This is a genomic window from Brachyspira suanatina (genome assembly GCF_001049755.1).
Lineage (GTDB): Bacteria > Spirochaetota > Brachyspiria > Brachyspirales > Brachyspiraceae > Brachyspira > Brachyspira suanatina.
Window position 1 is genome coordinate 274542 of the sequence record NZ_CVLB01000001.1, and the last position, 20307, is coordinate 294848.

A 20307-nucleotide genomic window follows, 5' to 3' on the forward strand; every position below is an offset into this window, starting at 1 on the left:
AGGAAGTAAATTAATCTTATGAAAGAAAATGATAAATTACAGATACTGAAACCTACAGCTAGTGCTATATTTGATATAGCCAGAGAGCTTGGAATGATAAAAGAAATATATAATGAACTTTTAGAATGTTCAAAATTATTTCAGGATATTGATATAAAAAAATATTTTTTTGATAAATCAATTTCAAAGAAAGATAAAAAAGAATTAATAGATAAAAGATTAAAACCAATACTTTCTAAAGAAACTTATGCTTTTGTATCTATATTAACAGAACATGACAGTATAGATGTACTGCCTGATATTGCAGCTTTGTATAAAGAGATAGCAGATGATTATAGTAATATAGTTAGAGTTCGCATTATTACAGCAAGCACTATTGATGATAAGACAGTAGAAGATATAATTCAAACTGTTAGATGTTTTTCTAATAATGAGATATCTTATGAGACTGTAGTTGATGAAAATATTATAGGCGGAATAATAGTATATATTGGCTCTGTTGTTTATGATTATAGTATAAAAAAACAAATAGATTTATTGCAAAGTAAATTTACCTATGGTAATTAATTAATAAACATTATAGGAGTTATAATATGGATTCTATTGCTGAAAATATTTTAAGTGATCTCAAGAAGGAAGTACTTAAAGAGGTTACAAAAGAAAAGGCAAGTAGATTTAGCCGTATTGTAAAAAATGAATCTAGTGCCAAGAACTATGCTAAGGCTATGTTTGATATTGCTTCAGATATGGGTAAAATTGAAGTAATTAAAAGTGATTTAAATGTTGTATATTCATCTTTGCTTGTTGATAATGATATATATGATTTTTTTAAATCTAGTTTCATAGACGGACATTTGAGAATGCGTATATTAAAAAAAATATATGCAGATAAGATTTTAGAAGAAACATTTAATCTTATCGCTATCTTGATAGAAAGAGATATGATTAATATTTTATTTGCAGTAATAGTAGAATATGAAAACTTATGCAATGAATATTATAATATAATTATAGTTAAAATTACAACTGCATCAAATATGACAGATACAGAGGATATGAATAAACTTAAAAATCATATTACAAATATGATATCAGATAAAGACATACATTTTACATTTAATATAGATGAAAATATAATAGGCGGTGTTGTAATAGAGATAGAAGATGTTGTATATGATTATAGTGTAAGAAGACTGCTTGCAGAATTGAAATCTTCTATTTCTGAGAATAATTGATACATTTTTATATTTGAGGAATTGCTTATGAATATAAAAGCTAGTGAAATTGCAGCGGTTCTTAAAGAAGAGATTAAGAATTATAAAGCTGATTTTACTCCGAATGAAGTAGGGGTTGTTGTAGAGGTTGGAGATGGTATAGCCAGAATCATCGGACTTCCGCATGTTATGGCTAATGAGATGATACTTTTTGAAAGCGGTGCTGTTGGTCTTGCTTTTAACTTGGAAGAAGAAACTATAGGTGCTATAGTTTTAGGTGATTATTACGGAATTAAAGAGGGAAGTAAAGTAAGCAGGCTTAAAAGAATATTAGAAGTACCTGTGGGAGAGGCATTACTTGGAAGAGTTGTTAATCCTTTGGGTGTACCTATAGATGGACATGGTGAAATAACTACTAATAAAAGGAGAGTTATAGAATTCCCTGCTCCTGGTATTGCTGACAGACAGGCAGTAAAGCAGCCTCTTCAGACAGGTATTAAAGCTATTGACTCTATGACTCCTATAGGAAGAGGTCAAAGACAGCTTATTATCGGAGACAGAGGTACAGGTAAAACTTCTATTGCTCTTGATGCTATAATCAATCAAAAAGGTACAGGGGTTGTATGTGTTTATGTAGCAATAGGCCAGAAAGCTTCTACAGTTGCCGGAGTTGTTGATACATTAAGACAGCATGGAGCATTAGAATATACTATAGTAGTTGCTGCAACTGCTGCTGATTCTGCTCCACTTCAATACATAGCTCCTTATGCCGGATGTGCTATGGCAGAATATTTTATGTATGAACAGAAAAAAGATACATTAATTATATATGATGACTTAACTAAGCAGGCTAATGCTTATAGACAAATATCATTGCTTTTAAGAAGGCCTCCTGGAAGGGAAGCTTTTCCTGGTGACGTTTTCTATTTGCATTCAAGACTTCTTGAAAGAGCTGCAAAACTTAGTGATGAATTAGGAGGCGGTTCTTTAACTGCACTTCCTATAATAGAAACTCAGGATAATGAGGTGTCTGCTTATATTCCTACTAACGTTATTTCTATTACAGACGGACAGATATATTTGCTTACTAGTTTATTTATGAGCGGTGTTCGTCCGGCAATTGATGTAGGTATATCAGTTTCACGTGTAGGTGGTAATGCTCAGACTAAGGCTATGAAAAAGGTTGCCGGTACTTTAAGACTTGACCTTGCATCTTATAGATCTTTAGAGGCATTCTCTCAGCTTGGTATCGGACTTGATAAAGCTACTTTGGCACAATTAGACAGAGGTGCTAAAATGGTTGAATTATTAAAACAAAAACAATACAGTCCTATACCTTTTGAAGAACAGGTTATTGTTATATTTGCTGCTACTAAAGGATTTTTAGATAATATTGAAGTTGATAGGGTTCATGAATTTGAATGGAGATTACTTCAATATATGAGAGCAGATAAGCAGAATATACTTGATGATATTAGAGAGAAAAAAGATATAGAGGATATGGACGGACTTTATAAGATTATAGAAGAGTTCAAGGCTAAATTCTAAAATATATGAGTAAAATTTGTTTTTTAATTGCTGCACATAAAAATCAAAATCAGTGTATGAGATTAATTAATCATCTTAAAAAAGATTTTGATATTTATGTGCATATAGATAAGAAATGTAAATTACATATTGAAAGTTTTGATAATGTAAAAATTTACAAAGATATTAAAGTTTATCATGGCGGCGTGAGTCAAGTTGTTGCCACCTTATTTTTAATGAGAGAATCTTATAAAAATAATTATGATAGATATGTTTTTATAAGCGGTCAGGATGTTCCTTTAAAAACTAATAAAGAAATTATTAAGTTTTTTTATGACAATAAAGACAAAGAATTTACTTCATTTGAAAATATAAAAGATAATGGTATATATGAGGAGATGTCATTTAGATTAAATTCTTATAATTTTGGTAAAATATATAGAAAATTATTAAATAAAAAAATTAGAGAATCTATATCTAATATACCATTTATAAAAAGAACTACACCTGATAATATATATTATGGCTCATCTTGGTGGAATTTAACTAGCAACGCAATTGAATATATATTAGATTATGTGAAAAAAAATCCTGAATATTTAAAAAGATTTAATTATACCTGGGGAAGTGATGAATTCTTTTTTCAATCTATATTATTAAATAGTGAATTTAAAGATAATTGTGTAAATGACTGTTTGAGATATATTATATGGTGTGGTGGAACACCTATAAATTTAAAAATGAAAGATTATGAAGAATTAAAAAATAATATTAAAGACAATTTATTCGCACGCAAATTTGATGAAAACATTGATAATGATATAATAGATAAGTTATATGAAGATTTAGAAAATTCTAATTGATTTGGAGTTTTATTATGGCAGAGAAACTTAATGTATTGAAAGCTAGAATTAAAGCTGTATCAAGTACACATAAAATAACCAAAACTATGGATATGATAGCCCGTTCAAGAACAGCTAAAATTCTAACAGTAGAACAAGGTATGCGTCCTTTCACTCAGAAATTGAACAGAATAGTTGAGGATCTTTCACATTCTGATATGGATCATGTGCATCCTTTGCTTGCTCCAAAAAAGAAAATAAAAAACATAATACTTTTTGTTGTAACTTCTTCAAGAGGATTATGCGGTTCTTATAATACAAAGATTTTTGATGAGGCTATGGAGAGAATCAGACATCATCATAGACATGGAAGAGAGGTTCAGCTTCATGTACTAGGAAAGAAAGGTGAAGTTTATTTTGAAAAGCAGGGCATACCGATAGCACGTAAATATCCTCGTATAGATGAAGAATCTACTTTTGATGATTGTGCTACTGTAGTTCAGCGTTTCATGCATGAATATGCAGTTGATAATGCTTCTAGGGTAGAGGTTATATATACAAGATATTATACAAGGGTGGTACATATACCTAAAATAAAAAGTTTAATTCCTATGATTCCTGATGAAGAGGATATTGAGGGACATAAAATAAAGAAAAAATTAGAGTATGTTATTGAGCCTAATGTAGATGACGTACTTAAGGAAATTGTTCCCATGGCTATTAAAACATATTTCTATTTTATGCTTACAAGTTCTTTTTTATCAGAAAATGCTGAAAGAGCTATTGCTATGAGAAATGCTACTGACAATGCTGAAAGATTATTAACAGATCTTAAAAATAAAGCTAACAGAGCCAGACAGGAACATATTACTAATGAGCTTCTTGATATTATAGGCGGTTCTGAAGCTATATAATTTATTTTGTATATAAAAAATTAAATACCATTCATTATTTATTTTATGGATGGTATTTTTTATTTTAAATTTTTTAATTTTTGTACAATAATGAGTAATCAGCCGCACACTTTACAGTGCTTCCTTCGTTCGCGTATAAGGGACTATCCATAATATTATATGATATACTATGCGATTACCACTACGGATAGTAGTTGACAAAGTTAAAAATTTTTAGTATATACTGAAATGATTTCATTTTGCCGACTACTACACATTATATAATTATTATCAACTTTTTTGTCGCACACGCTCTGCGGACTTCGTCAAAGTTGCTTATATCCTTGACAAGCTCGGATACGCTTCGCGAAAGTGCAGATATAAAATTAGTACTAAATCATACTAAAATTGTTTTGTATGTAAGATAGATTATTAATTTAAGCTAAAATATAGCCCTTTTGCTTCTCGCCGAAGGCGTACTGCGTATGGGGCACCAAAAGAACTGGGGTGCTGCGTAAGCACGCAGAGCGGTGGGCAAAGCCCTGCAGATATTTAAAATTTAAAAAAATAATTTTTGACAAAGTATATTTGTTTAGGTATATTTTAAAGATGAATAAACTATAAAATAGATATAGCCTTGAAGCGAGATTTTTTAATTATTTAATGAAGCAGTTTTTATTAGCAACAATATAAAAATTGTGAGCTTTTAAATAAATATATTTAATAAGATGAATATATTAAAAAATCGAGCGTCTAGCAATATCATTGTTAGAGCCTTAAAGCAAGATTTTTTAATTATTAATAAATCAATTTTTATTAAGAATACTATAAAATAATTTATTTTTATAGTATAATACTCAAAATTATTAATTACTATGTGGTGGTATATGAAAAAATTGTTATTGATTTCTTTTGTTTTAATGATTACTTTTATTGTTTCCTGTGGTAAAAAAGAAGAGGCTAATGTAAGTATAAGTAATAATGCAGTTTATGTGAGTTCTCCAGAAAATGTGTATAATAAAACCTATACTAATGTTGTAAAGATTCAGGGTAAATTTGTTAATATGAACTCTGCTTTTTCTTATGCTGACAGAGAAGAAGGAGAATACAGCGAAGACTATGATATATTTGAGGCTATAGAAAATCATAGTTTAAAGAGAGTAATGGAATTAATAGAAGAAGGTGAAGATATTAATCAAAATGATAGAGACTTCATCTTATATAGTGAGTTTATGGAGGATAATTACCTTATAGAAGGTAGTACTCCTTTGATATTTGCAATATTTTATAGAGATTTGGGTATAATGAAATATTTACTTGATAATGGTGCTGATCCTTATATTAAAGATGATAAAGGATTGAATTCTTTTTTATGGGCTTGCTGTGTTGGAAATGTTGACGTAATAAAAATGCTTGTAGAGTTTGATTCTGATTTAGTTGATTCTAAAGATAGATTTGATGCAAATGGACTTCATTTAGCCTCTATGTTTGGTAATGTAGAAGTATTTGAATATTTAGTAAATGATTTAGGTATTGATATAAATAGTACAGATAGAGATGGTTACAGCGTTTTATATTATGCTGAAAAAGATGAGGCAATAGAAAAACTAAAAGAGCTTGGTGCTAAATAATATAAATTGTGTAATACATTAATATCTTTTAAATATGAATAAACTATAAAATTATTTGTTTTTATAGTATAATACTCGAAATTATTAATTACTATGTGGTGGTATATAAAAAAATTGTTATTAATTTCTTTTATTTTAATGATTACTTTTATTGTTTCCTGCTGTAAAAAAGAAGATAATAGTATAAATAATAATTCTATGTATGTAAGTGATTCAAATAATATATATCATAAAACCTACACTAATGTTGTAAAGATTCAAGGTAAATTTGTTAATATAAATCCTGCTTTTTATTACGGCAATAGAAAAGAAGGAGAATATAGCGAGGAGTATGATATATTTGAGGCTATAAAAAATCATAGTTTAAAAAGAGTAATGGAATTAATAGAAGATGGTGAAGATATTAATCAAAATGATAGAGACTTCATCATACATAGTGAGTTTATGGATGCTAATTACTTTATAGAAGGTAGTACTCCTTTAATATTTGCGGTATTTTATAGGGATTTGGGTGTAATGAAATATTTACTTGATAATGGTGCTGATCCTTATATTAAAGATGATAGCAGTAAGAATTCTTTTTTATGGGCTTGCGGTGTTGGAAATGTTGATGTAATAAAAATGCTTGTACAGGCAGATCATGATTTAGTTGATACTCAAGATAAATTTGATTTAAATGGACTTCATATGGCTGCTTGGAATGATAATGTAGAAGTATTTGAATATTTAGTTAATGATTTGGGTATGGATATAAACAGCACTGATGAGCACGGAAACGGAGTTTTATATTATGCCACTGAATATGCAACATTAGAGAAGTTAATAGAGCTAGGAGCTGAAGAGTAATTTTATAAAAATGATGCATTTAGCAGATAGAGTTATTTTCTAGACTTAATTAGCGAACAATTTTTATTAAAAATAAGATAAAAATTGTGAGTATTTCATAAATATATTGAAGATAAATATATAAAAAAATCGAGCGTCTAGCAATATTATTGCTAGACCCTTAAAGCAAGATTTTTTAATTATTAATAAATCAATTTTTATTAGCAACAATATAAAAATTGTGAGTGTTTAAATAAATATATTTAATAAGATGAATATATTAAAAAATCGAGCGTCTAGCAAATTCATTTGCTAGAGCCTTAAAGCGAGATTTTTTAATTATTTATAGAAAATAATTTGTTTTTATTGTATAATACTTCACAAATTATTAATTACTATACGGTGGTGTTTATGAAAAGTATAAAAATCTCAAAAAGCATATTATTGGTTTCTTTATTATCAATTATTTTAATTGTGTCATGCGGTAAAAAAGAAGAGACTAGTGTAAGTATAAGTAATAATTCTGTGTATGTAAGTGATCCAAATAATATATATCATAAAACTTATACTAATGTTGTAAAGGTTCAGGGTAAATATGTTAGTATGAACGCTGCTTTTTCTTACGGCAATAGAAAAGAAGGAGAATACAGCGAGGAGTATGATATATTTGAGGCTATACAAAATCATAGCTTAAAGAGAGTACAGGAATTAATAGAAGAAGAAGGCGAAGATATAGATCAAACTTATTTCGGAGATAGTTTATATAGTGAATTTATGGATGATAGTTATGCAATAGACGGGGGCACTCCTTTAATATTTGCTGTATTTTATAGAGATTTGGGTATAATGAAATATTTGCTTGATAAAGGTGCTGATCCTTATATTAAAGATGATGACAGTTGGAATGCATTTTTATGGGCTTGCGGCACAGGCAATGTTGATGTAATAAAAATGCTTGTACAGTCAGATTCTGATTTAGTTAATTCTAAAAATATGTATGATGCAAACGGACTTCATATGGCGGCTTTGAATGATAATGTAGAGGTGTTTGAGTATTTAGTTAATGATTTGGGTATTGATATAAACAGTACAGATGAGGATGGAGACGGAGTTTTATATTATGCCAATGAAGATGCAGCATTAGAGAAGTTAAGAGAGCTAGGAGCTGAAGAGTAATTTTATAAAAATAGTGGTGTTTCATAAATAGTTAATATATTGTTTAGATTAAAATACTGAAAATTTTTAAGTTTGTCAACTGATGTACTTTATATAGAATTATCTACTTTTTTGTCGCCACGCTTTGAGAAAACGTAATTGCTAGAACTTTATATTAAATATATACTTATTAAATATAGGATATAACCTAAATTTAGACTAAAAATATAGTTCTTCGCCGTAGGCGTACTTCGTATGGTTCTTTTATATCAATAAAAGAACTTGGGGTGTGGGGGCTAGTCCCCACAAATAATAAAAATATAAAAATAAAAAAATAATTTTTGACAAAATATAGTTGTTTAGGTATATATTAAAAATCTAGTGTCTAGCAATGGATAAACTCAATTGCTAGAGCTTTAAAGCGATATTTTTAATTATTTGATAAAACGATTTTTATTAGCAATATATATAGTATTTATCATCTTAATTGTTAATAAAAAATTATAAATAACGCACGGTGAATTAGCTTTTATCTATAAATTCATTATATTTTTTATTTTGTATATTTTATAAATAAAATTCTTCGTGCGTTGTGTAAGCAATAAATTTAAATAACTCTAGGGTGGGCATTAGAAATAACAGTGTAGAGCTAAAAATAAAAATAATATAAAAATTGCAGATTAAAGTTATAATTCTAGAGGGTGGGGAGTGAAAATAGGTTTTAAAACTTAATTACATACCCCGCCCTTTATTCTTTATTACTTTATTAAAAAATTTAACTTTAATTATATTTATAGCCTACTTAGAAATTTCAGCACCCGCCCAAGCTTTTATTAGATTTTGAATTTTATTTAATTAGAATTTAGAATAGAGTAGGAGCTTCTTCAATGACTTTATTATTATATCTGTTGTAAATGCTGTCTTCAGTATTGAGTTCTTCTTTGGTTTTGTATGTGATATTATATTTTTCTTCTAAGGCTTTTATTTTTTTATATAGCTTTTCTCTGTACTCATCTTTAAGAATTCCGTCAGAACCATAAATGTATAGATACTTTTTATAATGCTCTGGAAATACTTGCCTTACGAAATTGAGATATATTTTTCTGCATTCGCCTCTAAGTTTTAATGCATCAGTGGCACAGTAGTCTATGCCGTACTCTTTTACTTTTTTAAAAATATCTTCTATACTGTCTTCTGTTATAAAAGGCATTACAGGCATAGCATGAACCGCTACTATTGCTTTTGTCTTTTTAAACTCTCTAAGCATATCAAATCTTTTAATAGGGCTTATTACATTAGGTTCTATCAAAGATGATAACTTTTCATCTAATGTCGTTATAGTTGATGCTATTCTTACAGGTACTATGCTTGAAAGCTCATCTATCAAATCAAAATCTCTTAATATTAAATCGCTTTTTGTAGATATGCACATCGGAGTTTTATATCTTATAAGAAGTTTTAAAACATCTCTCATAAGCTTATAATCTTTTTCAGCTTCCTGATAATTGTCAGTAACGCTTCCAAGATTGATAATATCTCTATTCCAATTCCTTGAAGAAAGTTCTTTTTCTAATACTTCAGCAATATTTTTCTTTACAAATATTTCTCCGAAAAAATCTTTTGAGTTAATATATTTATGAGAATAAACAGCAAAACAGTAATAACATTTATGCAAACATCCTCTGTAAATATTTAAATCATAGCAGAATCCGTATTCATTATCTATTTTATTTAAAGCCGATTTGCAGTTTATTTCTCTATATTTAAGCATTTATTTTATCTCTTTTTATTTTTTACTCTGTATTAAAATATTGTATTTATAATAATACTGTATATTAATATTTTGTCAACTTGTTATTTATTTAATTTATAAAAATAAATATATGTTTATATTGAAATATAAATTTTTTGACAAATTCTGACATTTCAATGATTTATAATAAATGGTAGAATATAATTTAATGTAAATGAAGAGGTGTTTATGATAGAGCTTAAAGGAAAATACAATAAAGACTGCAAAATTTTCACTGATAATATTGATGAGGAATCCTATTCTGTATTGTATAAAATATTAAATGAAAAAGCCAGTGAAGATGTAAAGATAAGAATAATGCCGGATACTCATTTGGGCAAAGGAATAGTTGTAGGTTTTACAATGCCATTAACTGACAGAGTAAATCCTTTTCATATAGGTGTTGATATAGGATGCGGAATGCTTACTTCAAAATTAAGCGATGAAATAAAAGATATACCATTAGAAAAAATTGATAAAACTATAAAGCAAAATATACCTATGGGGCAAAGCACTCATAAAAAAAGTTTTAATACGCTTTTTAATTTCAAAGAACTTAATGAACTTATAAGAAATTTTATAATTAATTATAATAAAAAGTTTAATACTAAATTTGAAGTTTTTGAAATAGATAATGAATATATAGAAAAATTATGTCAAAGAGTAGAAATTGATTTAGAGAAATTCCATAACTCTATAGGAACGCTTGGAGGAGGAAATCATTTTATAGAAATAGGTAAATCCTCAAATAATGATTATTATATTACTATACATTCAGGCTCTAGGAATTTTGGTAATCAAGTTTGCAGATATCATGCCAAAATAGCTAAAAATAGTGAAGACTGTTATTTGCAGGATAAAGAAATGTTTGATTATTTAATTGATATGGTAATAGCACAATACTATGCAAAAATAAACAGAGAAACTATTTTAAAAATTATAAAAGATGTATTAAGTATAGAAATAGAAGATTCTTTTTCATCGGTTCATAATTTTATTGATTTTGAAGATTTTATTATAAGAAAAGGTGCCATAAGAAGTTATGAAAATGAAAAAATGATAATACCTTTTAACATGCGTGATGGTATATTAATATGCGAAGGCAAGAGCAATGAAGATTGGAATTGTTCGGCACCTCATGGAGCTGGAAGGGTTTTATCAAGGGCACAGGCAAAGAATCAATTAGATATGAATGAGTTTATAGATTCTATGAAAGGAATTTATTCAAGCAGTGTATGCAAAAATACTTTAGATGAATCACCTATGGCTTATAAAAATCCAAACAAAATAGAAAAATTAATAGAACCTACTGTAAAAGTTATAGATAGATTAAAACCTATATTAAATATAAAATCTACTTCAAAATAAAAGTATTTTATGATTTTTATTATAAAATTATAGTGTTTGTAATGTAATTTTACTTTTGAAATCTATTTTATAGATGTATTTTTAATTAATTATTATTGAAACTGATTACAAAATGAAAATTAATATCAAAAACTATATACAATTATTAAAAAATTTATTATACTTATATATATTGATTGATGTTTATATGTGATATTAGTATACATAATATTAATTATAATCTAGTATCTTTATAATATAATATCAAAAAATACATTTTATACTATGGAGTTCTTTATATGAAGGATAAAATTTTCGGCGTACTGCAAAGGGTGGGAAGATCATTCATGCTTCCTATAGCTGTGCTCCCTGTAGCAGGTTTATTTTTGGGTATAGGTAGTTCGTTAACTAATACTACAATGCTTGAAACCTATAATTTAATAGGTATTTTAGGTCCTGGAACTATAGCTTATGATATATTATCAGTATTAAGTGAAGCAGGAAATATAATATTTGGAAACTTACCGATTATATTTGCTATGAGTGTAGCTATTGGTATGGCAAAGAAAGAGAAAGAAGTTGCTGCTTTATCAGGAGCTATAGCATTTTTCGTAATGCATGCTTCTATTGGTAAGATGATAACAGTTATGGGCGGAGCTGAGAAATTATTAGCTGGTTCTACTACAAATGTTGTTGGTATATTATCACTTCAAATGGGTGTATTCGGAGGTATTATAGTAGGTCTTGGTGTAGCTGCTTTGCATAATAAATATTATACAATAGAGCTTCCTCAAGTATTATCATTCTTCGGCGGTACAAGATTTGTTCCTATAATATCTTCAATAGTATTTTTAGTGGTAGGTATATTAATGTACTATGTATGGCCTCCTGTACAGGTTGTAATGAATAAATTGGGTGATTTAATAGCTGGTTCAGGTTATATTGGTACTTTATTCTATGGTATAATAGAAAGAGCATTAATACCTTTCGGACTTCACCATGTATTCTATACACCTTTATGGCAGACTTCTTTGGGCGGAACTATGATGATAGACGGTAATTTAGTAGAAGGTGCTCAAAATATATTCTTTGCTCAATTAGGTTCTCCTACAACAACAACATTTAGTGTTGAAGCTACTAGATTTATGACAGGTAAATTCCCATTTATGATATTTGGATTGCCTGGTGCTGCTTTGGCTATGTATAGAACTTCTAGACCAGAGAAGAAACAAGTTGTTGGTGCTTTGCTTTTCTCAGCAGCATTAACAGCAATGCTTACAGGTATAACTGAGCCTATAGAGTTTACATTTATATTTGTAGCTCCTATATTTTATGCTATTCACTGTGTACTTGCAGGTATATCTTTCATGCTTATGCATATACTTCATGTTACAGTAGGTATGACATTCTCAGGCGGTTTTATAGACTTATTATTATTCGGAATAATACAAGGTAATGCTAAAACTAATTGGATATGGATTGTAATTGTAGGTGCTGCTTATTTCTTTATCTATTATTTCTTATTCTCTACTTTAATTAAGAAATTTGATTGGAAAACACCAGGAAGAGAACCAGACAGTGAAGAGCCAAAATTGTACAGAAGAGCAGATGTTGCTGCTGCTAAGGCTGCTGCAAGCGGAGAAGCTGTTGATACAAATCCTTTATTCCAATATGAAGAAGCTCCTTTAATTACTGCAGGACTTGGAGGAAAGAAAAATATAAGCGATGTTGATTGCTGTGCTACAAGACTTCGTATAACAGTATTTGATCCTTCTAAAGTTGTTGATGCTACATTGAAAGCAAGCGGTGCAGCTGGTATAATAAAAAAAGGTAATGGTATACAGGTAATATACGGACCTAAAGTTACTGTAATCAAATCAAGACTTGAGGATTATTTACATGATCCTATAAGCGATCAGGAAGCTCAGTTACCAGCAGATGCTCCTAAGGCAGAGGAAAAGAAAGAGGAGAAAAAAGAAGAGAAGAAAGCAGAAACAAAATCTTCATCTGCAGTATATAAAGTTTATGCTCCTATAAAAGGAAATATAATAAAATTAGAAAGCGTGAAAGATGAAGCATTCTCAAGCGGTGCTATGGGTAAAGGTATAGCTATTGAACCTATAGAAGGAAAAGTATATGCTCCTTATGATGGTATCATAGAAACTGCTTTCCCTACAAAACATGCTATAGGACTTACTTCTGATGACGGTGTTGAATTACTTATACATGTTGGCATGGATACTGTAAAATTAGGCGGTGCTCATTTCATTTCACATATAGAAGAAGGACAGAAAGTTAAGAAAGGAGATTTATTATTAGAATTTGATATTGAAAAAATAAGAGGAGAGGGATATCCTACATTGACTCCTGTAATAGTAACAAATTCTGATGATTATACAGATATTATCGCTGTTAATTTATCTTCTGTTAATATTGGTGATGATTTGATTGAAATAAAAAAATAATTGAATAAAATGTAAAATATTTGGGGGCTTATTAATTTAAGCCTCCTTTTTTTATGAAAAAATCAAATATTATTGTTTAATAGTAAAAAAAAATTACTTGACAATAAAAAAATAAAAAATTATACTTTGCCAAAGTCTTATTTATTTGGAGATATTATTTATGGAAAACAAAAAAAAGAAATATATTTTAATGCTTAAATTTTTAGTTCCATTTGCAGTATTTATAATAGTGGTTGTTATAGGTTTGATGTTATATTTTATTCCTAGATATAAGAAAGAATTCTTATTAGAAATAGAATCTAATATGTACAAAAAAGAATCTTCCATTTCTTCTTGGCTTAGTTATTTTTATTCAGAGATTGATGTTTTATCTTCCTATTGTAAATATGAAACAGATTATACTCAAATGCTTGATTCTTTCAAAGAATTAAAAAATATGAAAGATGAGATTGGTAATATACATTTTAGCGGCACTGTGGGATATAAATACGGCGGATTATTAATTATAGTATACGGTGATAATATAGAAGGATTTGATCAAACTACGAGAGAATGGTATATAGAAGCTGTAAAAAATCCTTCCATTCCTTATTTGAGTGCTCCATATCAAGATGCTGAAACAGGGGAAACAGTTATAACTATATCTAAAGCTGTTTTTCAAAATAATGAGCTTAAAGGGGTAGTGGGATTGGATATTTCTTTTGCTAAAATAGCTAAGTCATTAATGGCTGATAAAGATAACAAATATTTTATAGCATTAACTGACGGCAGATTTATAACTCATACAGATGTAAATTTATTATTTAATCAGCAGAGAAATATTTATACTGAATTGAATGCTCCTAAGCTTGATGGTAAAGATTATGATGTAAACCTAAATAAAAAACAAAAACAGTGGACTGCAGCTTATAATATACCAAATACTCCTTGGGTTCTTGTAGGAAATGGAAGCTCATTAAATCTAACTAAAAAAATAATTACATTATCTATTATTATGATAATAGTTGCTATTGGTTTTTTAGCGATTCAGTTTATGCTTGTTCTATTAAATGTTAATCCTTTGGCTAGCACATTAGATAGGGCTATAGAGGTGATTAAGAATATGACCAATAAACATTTTAATGCTGTTTTCGATGAGAGGTTATTAAATAAATCAGATCAAACTGGTGTTTTAGTTAATTCTATTAAGGATATGCAGAAATCTCTTGGTGATTCTATTCATTTCTTTCAGGAATCACTTAACTTTATCAATAATGAAATAGATACTGTATCAGATGGAACAGCTAATTTATCGGATAGAAGTAATACTCAGGCTAGCTCACTTGAAGAGTTATCAAGCCTTATAGAATCATTATCTACATCTCTTGATGAAACTAATGTACATTCAGAAGATGCTAGAAATATGAGTGCTAAAGTTGCAGATGCTACTAAGGTGGGGGTAGAATCTTCTTCTGAAATTACTAGTAGTATGAATGAGATACTAGAATCAAGTAAGAAAATATCAGATATGACTAAACTTATACAATCTATTGCTTTTCAGACAAATATATTAGCTTTGAATGCGGCAGTAGAGGCAGCACGTGCTGGCGAACAGGGTAAAGGTTTTGCTGTTGTAGCTAGTGAGATACGTTCTCTTGCTCAGAATGTAGATGAAACTGCTAAAAATATCACTAATACAATAAATGATGCTTTGGATAAAGTTGAGATAGGAAATAAGGCTGTAGAAAATTCTTCTAAAATACTTTCTGAGATTGAAGCTTTGGCTCAGGATATGCTTAATAAATTAACTTCCATATCAGAGCGTGCTGTAGTAGAGGCCGACAGTATTAATCAGATAAATATTTCCGTAAGGCAGCTCAATTCTATAACTGGTGAAAATAGTATGTTAGCTGAATCTAATGCAAGCTCTACAAAAGAAGTAAGAAAAAAAATAGAGAATATGGTTGAGCGTATTGGCAGTTTTAAATTTTAATTAAAAATTTTGTTTATTAAAAAGAAATGGCTTTTAATTATAGTCATTTCTTTTTTTATATATTTTCTATACAGAATATATAATGAGGCATATCCATATTATAATAATGTTTTACCGTACTATCTATTATTTTCATTCCGTTTCTTATAGCTACTTTTTGAGATGCGATATTATTATCTCTTATTATTGAGTATACTCTATCAGCATTTAAAACATTAAAAGCATAATTTTTACAGGCTATTGCAGCTTCTGTAGCAAATCCTTTATGCCAGTAGTTTTTATTAAATAAATATCCTATTTCTATGAGTTCATAAGAATCATTTATTTTTTTATCTACCTTTTGCATAGTAAGTCCACATTGTCCTATAAACTCATTATTTTCTTTTAGTATACATGCCCATAATCCAAATCCGTAAGTTTTGTATCTGTTTATTTGATTATTGAACCATTGATGCACTTCCTCATTAGAAAAAGCATGTTCATAAGCATACATAGTTTCTTTGTCTTGAAGTATAGAAGATAATCCTTTATAGTCATTTTCATTATTTTCTTCAAATTCTCTTAAAATAAGTCTTTCAGTTTCTAGTATTTTTTTCATAATTATAAAACAAAAGTATTTTAGAAAAATGATATTAAATATTTGTTTTTTTGATTTATTTTTCAGTCCCGCCCTCTAGGCTTTTTAAATTTACATGTTATTTTTGTATTATATTTCTTTTTATTTTAATCTGTGATTATAGCACCCACCCAAAATTTTATTAGTATTTATAATCTCCTAACCGCACGCAGAGCGGCACTATAAATATAAGCTGATTAATAATTGCACTTAATTAATATATATAATATGCATTAAACGTGCGTTAAAAAGATAGAAAATTTAATTAAAACTTGGGTGGGTGCTATATATTCTGATTTCGTTTATAAGAAATTATTAGTTAAAATTGCATATAAATTTAATAAGGAAAAAGGGTGGGCATATGTAATTAGTAATAAAAAATATAGTTTTTTGTATTTTTCAGTATTGACAAAGTTTTAAAATATGTTAGAATATACTAACAAATGTTAGAGAGCATTGATAAAGTCAACAACTTTGTATCCCTAAATTGATACAATATATTTTATAACCTTCATTTAATTAAACTGTACGCCCCCTATGATGAGTAGGGGGCAATATTTTTTTATTAAATATAGAAAATAAATATAGCAAATTCTTTTTTATAACATATAATATTTTATCAATAAAAAAAATTTTATAGATAAACAAATGGAGGATTAAAATATTATTATGAAAGCTATAACAACTATAGTATTGCTTATATTGTCAAATACATTTATGACAATAGCTTGGTATGGACATTTGAAATTCAGCGAGATGAAAGGTTTTGCTAAGTTATCACTTCCTATAATTATATTAATAAGCTGGGGAATTGCTTTATTTGAATATTGTTTTCAGGTTCCAGCAAATAGAATAGGATTCCAAGGAAATGGAGGACCTTTTTCATTAATGCAGCTTAAAGTTATGCAGGAAGTTATTACATTAACTATATTCACTATTTTTACAGTGGTATTTTTCAAAACAGAAACTTTAAGAATAAATCATTTTATAGGTTTTTTATGTTTGATATTGGCAGTATTTTTTATTTTTAAGAAATAGTAATTATATAAAAAAGATATAATAAAAGGCAATTATATTTAGTATAATTGCCTTTATTTTATTGATGATTTTTTAATTATCTTAGATTATGTTTTTTTACTCTAGCATCTGCTATATGCTGATTTTCCCATTCTATTTGAATTAGATTCCTTCTCTGCATAGATAATTCTCTTTTCACAGCATTTTTAGTAGCAGCATCTAAAGTAGTTAAAGTAGCCATATTTGGTTTTTCTTCAGAAACTAATCTTATAACAGCCACACCATTATCCAATTTTATAACATCGCTTATTTGATTAGTCTGCATAGAGAATACATGCATATAGAAAGCTTCAGTAGAAGAATCAGGTATAATAGCACCTTCAGCAGTGTTTAGTCTTCCTTGATTATAAGAGAAAGGCTGAGCTGGTTTATAATATTTTATAAGTCCGTTTCCGTTTAATCTTGCTAAATTATTAACATTAGCAACAGCAGCTTTCAATATTTCAGCCTGTTTTGTTTTTTCAGCTTCTAAAAGAGTATTTATATTAGCATTTAAATATTCTCTTCTTATAACCTCTCTATTAACATCAGTATATTTTTCAGGTATTCTAATATCGTTAACTAATACAATATAGTAATATCCATTTGCATATATAGGCTGTAAAAGATTGCTTCCCTTAGTAGTGTTATTGTTATTAGCAAAAATTTTATTAGCAAAATCTTCATTAGGCATTTGCATTCTTGTAAGATATCCTAATTTATAGTTATTAGTATCAAAGCTTTTTTCCATAGCTGTTTTTTCAAATAAAGTTATATCATCTTTTAAAGTTTTATATAAATTATCAGCTACTCCTCCGCTTTGAGTTATTATCCAAGAAATATCAGCCTGAGCAAAATTAGTTTTATTATCTGTAAAATACTTTTCTAAATCAGCATCAGCTACTTGATTAGACTGTACTATTTCAGAAGCATTTATATAAACCATTTCAATATCTTTTTTTGTAAGATTTCTTTTGTATTCTTTTTGCATTTCTAAATCATTTAGTTTAACAGAAGTAAATAATTCAGCAGAAGCAGTTTGTGCTAATATATCTTCTTCTAAATCTTTTTGTATTTTTACTTTATCAGACTGAGAAGAATTTTTTATGAATGATTCATAAGCCATTTGATTATAAACACCATTAGTATCTATGAACTGACTTTTCATAGCTTCAACTATAAAATTATCGCTTACATTTATATTTTTTCTAGCTACATCATTTAAAAGAATAGTAGCAACAGCTCTTCTGAATGCCAAATCCTCTATATAAGTATACATTTCATTATTTATTTGTATTCCTAATTGCTGATAATAACCTTCTAATTGTCTGAAAGCTCTGCCATAAGGACTAGTGCTTGTATAATATATAGGTTTTCCATTAACAGAACCTATTGTAGGAGTTTTTTGGCTTCCTCTTGTATCAACTACCAAGAAATAAATTATCAAAAGTATTGAAACTGCTGATACTCCAAGCCATTGTAAAGTTTTTATTACTGGGCTTTTCTTTTTAGGTACAAAGTTTTTATTAGATGACATTATATATATCCTTAATTCTTTATTAAAAAATGATTATAATTTAACAATTATATAAGAAGAGTTTAAAAAATTCAAGTTTTTATAAAATTAAATTTATAATTGTTAGTATTTATGAACTTATGTAAAAAAAGCTGATAACCTTATAATTTAAATAAAGTTATCAGCTTCTAATTTCTTTTTTATTAATAGTTAGGTGCTTTAGAAGTTATTTTTACATCATGTACATGGCTTTCAGCTAAACCTTGATTAGTTATTCTTATAAATTCAGCTTTTTCCTGAAGCATTTGTATATCTTTAGCACCAATATATCCCATACCAGCACGAATACCGCCAACTATTTGATATACAACATCAGCAACATGTCCCTTATATTCAGTAACACCCTCTATTCCTTCAGGTACAAATTTAGATTTATTAACAACCTCACTTTGGAAATATCTGTCTTTGCTTCCATGTATCATAGCACCAACAGAACCCATTCCTCTATAAGGCTTATATTTTTTACCGTCTATTATAATAACATCTCCAGGAGCTTCATAAGTAGAGGAGAAAAGTCCTCCAGCCATAACAGCATCAGCTCCTATAGCAAATGCTTTAACTATATCTCCTGAATATTTTATACCTCCGTCAGCAATAGCTCCTACATTATATTTTTTAGCAATTTCAGAAGCATCATGTATAGCAGTAAGCTGAGGAACTCCAACACCGGCAATTATTCTTGTTGTACAAATAGAGCCTGCACCTATTCCTATTTTTATAGCATCTACTCCGGCATCAATCAAAGCTTTAGCTCCGTCTGCAGTAGCAATGTTGCCTGCTATTACTTCAACTTGAGTATATTTATCTTTAATTTCTTTTATAGCAGTAAGTACATTTTTTGAATGTCCATGTGCTGTGTCTATTACTATTAAATCTACTTTTGCTTCTATAAGTTTTTCTATTCTCTCATATCTGTCATCAGATATGCCTATAGCAGCTGCAGCTATTAAAGAACCATCTTCTGATAAAGTAGCCTTCTCTTTGTTTTCTATATCCTTAAAACTTTTTACTATTTCTACTTCTTTAACCTGCTGTTCTAAAGGCATGTTTTTATGTATAACCCCTAATCCTCCGCATAATGCCATAGCTATTGCCATTTTAGATTCTGTTACAGTGTCCATTGGAGAACTTATTAATGGTGTGTTTAATGTTACTTTTTTTGTTAATTTACTTCTTAAAGTTACATCTTTTGGAAGAATATCTGATTCTTTTGGTACTAATAATACATCATCAAAGGTTAATGCTTCTTTAATATTAATAGGCATAATTATTTTTCCTCTTTTTTAATTAGATATAGATTTGAATAATATAGATATTTTGATAAAAGATTCTATAGTAAAAATGCTATAATTGCAATGATTTTTTATTTTTTTAATGAATATTTTATTTAAAAATA

At 28.3% G+C, this 20307-nt stretch carries 16 protein-coding genes; 12 read left to right on the forward strand and 4 right to left on the reverse strand.

Annotated features, from left to right (window positions below):
• Positions 1 to 18: 18 nt before the first annotated feature.
• The 8 genes from atpH (BRSU_RS01280) to BRSU_RS01315 all read left to right on the forward strand — a co-directional run bounded on the left by atpH (BRSU_RS01280) (position 19) and on the right by BRSU_RS01315 (position 8108).
• Entirely contained in the window at positions 19 to 567 is a 549-nt protein-coding gene (gene atpH / locus BRSU_RS01280; protein WP_048593413.1) for an ATP synthase F1 subunit delta, read from the forward strand.
• A 26-nt stretch (positions 568 to 593) separates the two neighbouring features.
• The gene (gene atpH / locus BRSU_RS01285) at positions 594 to 1235 is read left to right on the forward strand and encodes an ATP synthase F1 subunit delta (RefSeq protein WP_048593414.1); all 642 of its coding nucleotides are present in this window, start codon (positions 594 to 596) and stop codon (positions 1233 to 1235) included.
• 27 nt (positions 1236 to 1262) lie between these two features.
• Positions 1263 to 2762, forward strand: coding sequence for a F0F1 ATP synthase subunit alpha (gene atpA / locus BRSU_RS01290; RefSeq protein WP_048593415.1), 1500 nt, complete (start codon positions 1263 to 1265; stop codon positions 2760 to 2762).
• Positions 2763 to 2767: 5 nt separating this feature from the next.
• The gene (locus tag BRSU_RS01295) at positions 2768 to 3604 is read left to right on the forward strand and encodes a beta-1,6-N-acetylglucosaminyltransferase (RefSeq protein ID WP_048593416.1); all 837 of its coding nucleotides are present in this window, start codon (positions 2768 to 2770) and stop codon (positions 3602 to 3604) included.
• A gap of 14 nt (positions 3605 to 3618) precedes the next feature.
• Positions 3619 to 4497, forward strand: a complete 879-nt coding sequence (gene atpG / locus BRSU_RS01300) for an ATP synthase F1 subunit gamma (protein ID WP_048593417.1) — start codon at positions 3619 to 3621, stop codon at positions 4495 to 4497.
• 866 nt (positions 4498 to 5363) lie between these two features.
• On the forward strand, positions 5364 to 6107 hold the full coding sequence (locus BRSU_RS01305) for an ankyrin repeat domain-containing protein (protein WP_048593418.1): 744 nt from the start codon (positions 5364 to 5366) through the stop codon (positions 6105 to 6107).
• Between the two features lie 93 nt (positions 6108 to 6200).
• Positions 6201 to 6953 carry an ankyrin repeat domain-containing protein gene (locus tag BRSU_RS01310; RefSeq protein ID WP_048593419.1) on the forward strand — a complete coding sequence of 251 codons (753 nt, stop codon included), beginning with the start codon at positions 6201 to 6203 and terminating at the stop codon, positions 6951 to 6953.
• Positions 6954 to 7343: 390 nt separating this feature from the next.
• Positions 7344 to 8108, forward strand: coding sequence for an ankyrin repeat domain-containing protein (locus BRSU_RS01315; RefSeq protein WP_048593420.1), 765 nt, complete (start codon positions 7344 to 7346; stop codon positions 8106 to 8108).
• Between the two features lie 841 nt (positions 8109 to 8949).
• Here the strand turns inward: BRSU_RS01315 and BRSU_RS01320 are convergent.
• Complete coding sequence (locus BRSU_RS01320; RefSeq protein ID WP_048593421.1) at positions 8950 to 9858, reverse strand: SPL family radical SAM protein; 909 nt, start codon at positions 9856 to 9858, stop codon at positions 8950 to 8952.
• A 210-nt stretch (positions 9859 to 10068) separates the two neighbouring features.
• On the opposite strand from BRSU_RS01320, the gene BRSU_RS01325 reads away from it, so the two are divergent.
• The 3 genes from BRSU_RS01325 (at position 10069) to BRSU_RS01335 (ending at position 15663) form a co-directional block, all read left to right on the forward strand.
• Positions 10069 to 11247: an RNA-splicing ligase RtcB gene (locus BRSU_RS01325; protein ID WP_048593422.1), complete on the forward strand. Its 1179-nt coding sequence runs from the start codon at positions 10069 to 10071 to the stop codon at positions 11245 to 11247.
• Positions 11248 to 11525: 278 nt separating this feature from the next.
• Positions 11526 to 13691: a PTS sugar transporter subunit IIABC gene (locus BRSU_RS01330; protein ID WP_048593423.1), complete on the forward strand. Its 2166-nt coding sequence runs from the start codon at positions 11526 to 11528 to the stop codon at positions 13689 to 13691.
• A 160-nt stretch (positions 13692 to 13851) separates the two neighbouring features.
• Positions 13852 to 15663 carry a methyl-accepting chemotaxis protein gene (locus tag BRSU_RS01335; protein WP_048593424.1) on the forward strand — a complete coding sequence of 604 codons (1812 nt, stop codon included), beginning with the start codon at positions 13852 to 13854 and terminating at the stop codon, positions 15661 to 15663.
• Between the two features lie 55 nt (positions 15664 to 15718).
• On the opposite strand, the gene BRSU_RS01340 is transcribed toward BRSU_RS01335, so the two are convergent.
• Entirely contained in the window at positions 15719 to 16261 is a 543-nt protein-coding gene (locus BRSU_RS01340; RefSeq protein ID WP_048593425.1) for a GNAT family N-acetyltransferase, read from the reverse strand.
• 687 nt (positions 16262 to 16948) lie between these two features.
• Between BRSU_RS01340 and BRSU_RS01345 the strand changes: the two genes are divergently transcribed.
• Positions 16949 to 17317, forward strand: a complete 369-nt coding sequence (locus tag BRSU_RS01345) for a DMT family protein (protein ID WP_014488883.1) — start codon at positions 16949 to 16951, stop codon at positions 17315 to 17317.
• 76 nt (positions 17318 to 17393) lie between these two features.
• Here BRSU_RS01345 and BRSU_RS01350 read toward each other — a convergent pair whose 3' ends face one another.
• Both BRSU_RS01350 and guaB read right to left on the reverse strand, forming a co-directional pair.
• On the reverse strand, positions 17394 to 18872 hold the full coding sequence (locus BRSU_RS01350; protein WP_048593426.1) for a peptidylprolyl isomerase: 1479 nt from the start codon (positions 18870 to 18872) through the stop codon (positions 17394 to 17396).
• 182 nt (positions 18873 to 19054) lie between these two features.
• On the reverse strand, positions 19055 to 20176 hold the full coding sequence (guaB, locus tag BRSU_RS01355) for an IMP dehydrogenase (protein ID WP_048593427.1): 1122 nt from the start codon (positions 20174 to 20176) through the stop codon (positions 19055 to 19057).
• Positions 20177 to 20307: the final 131 nt, after the last annotated feature.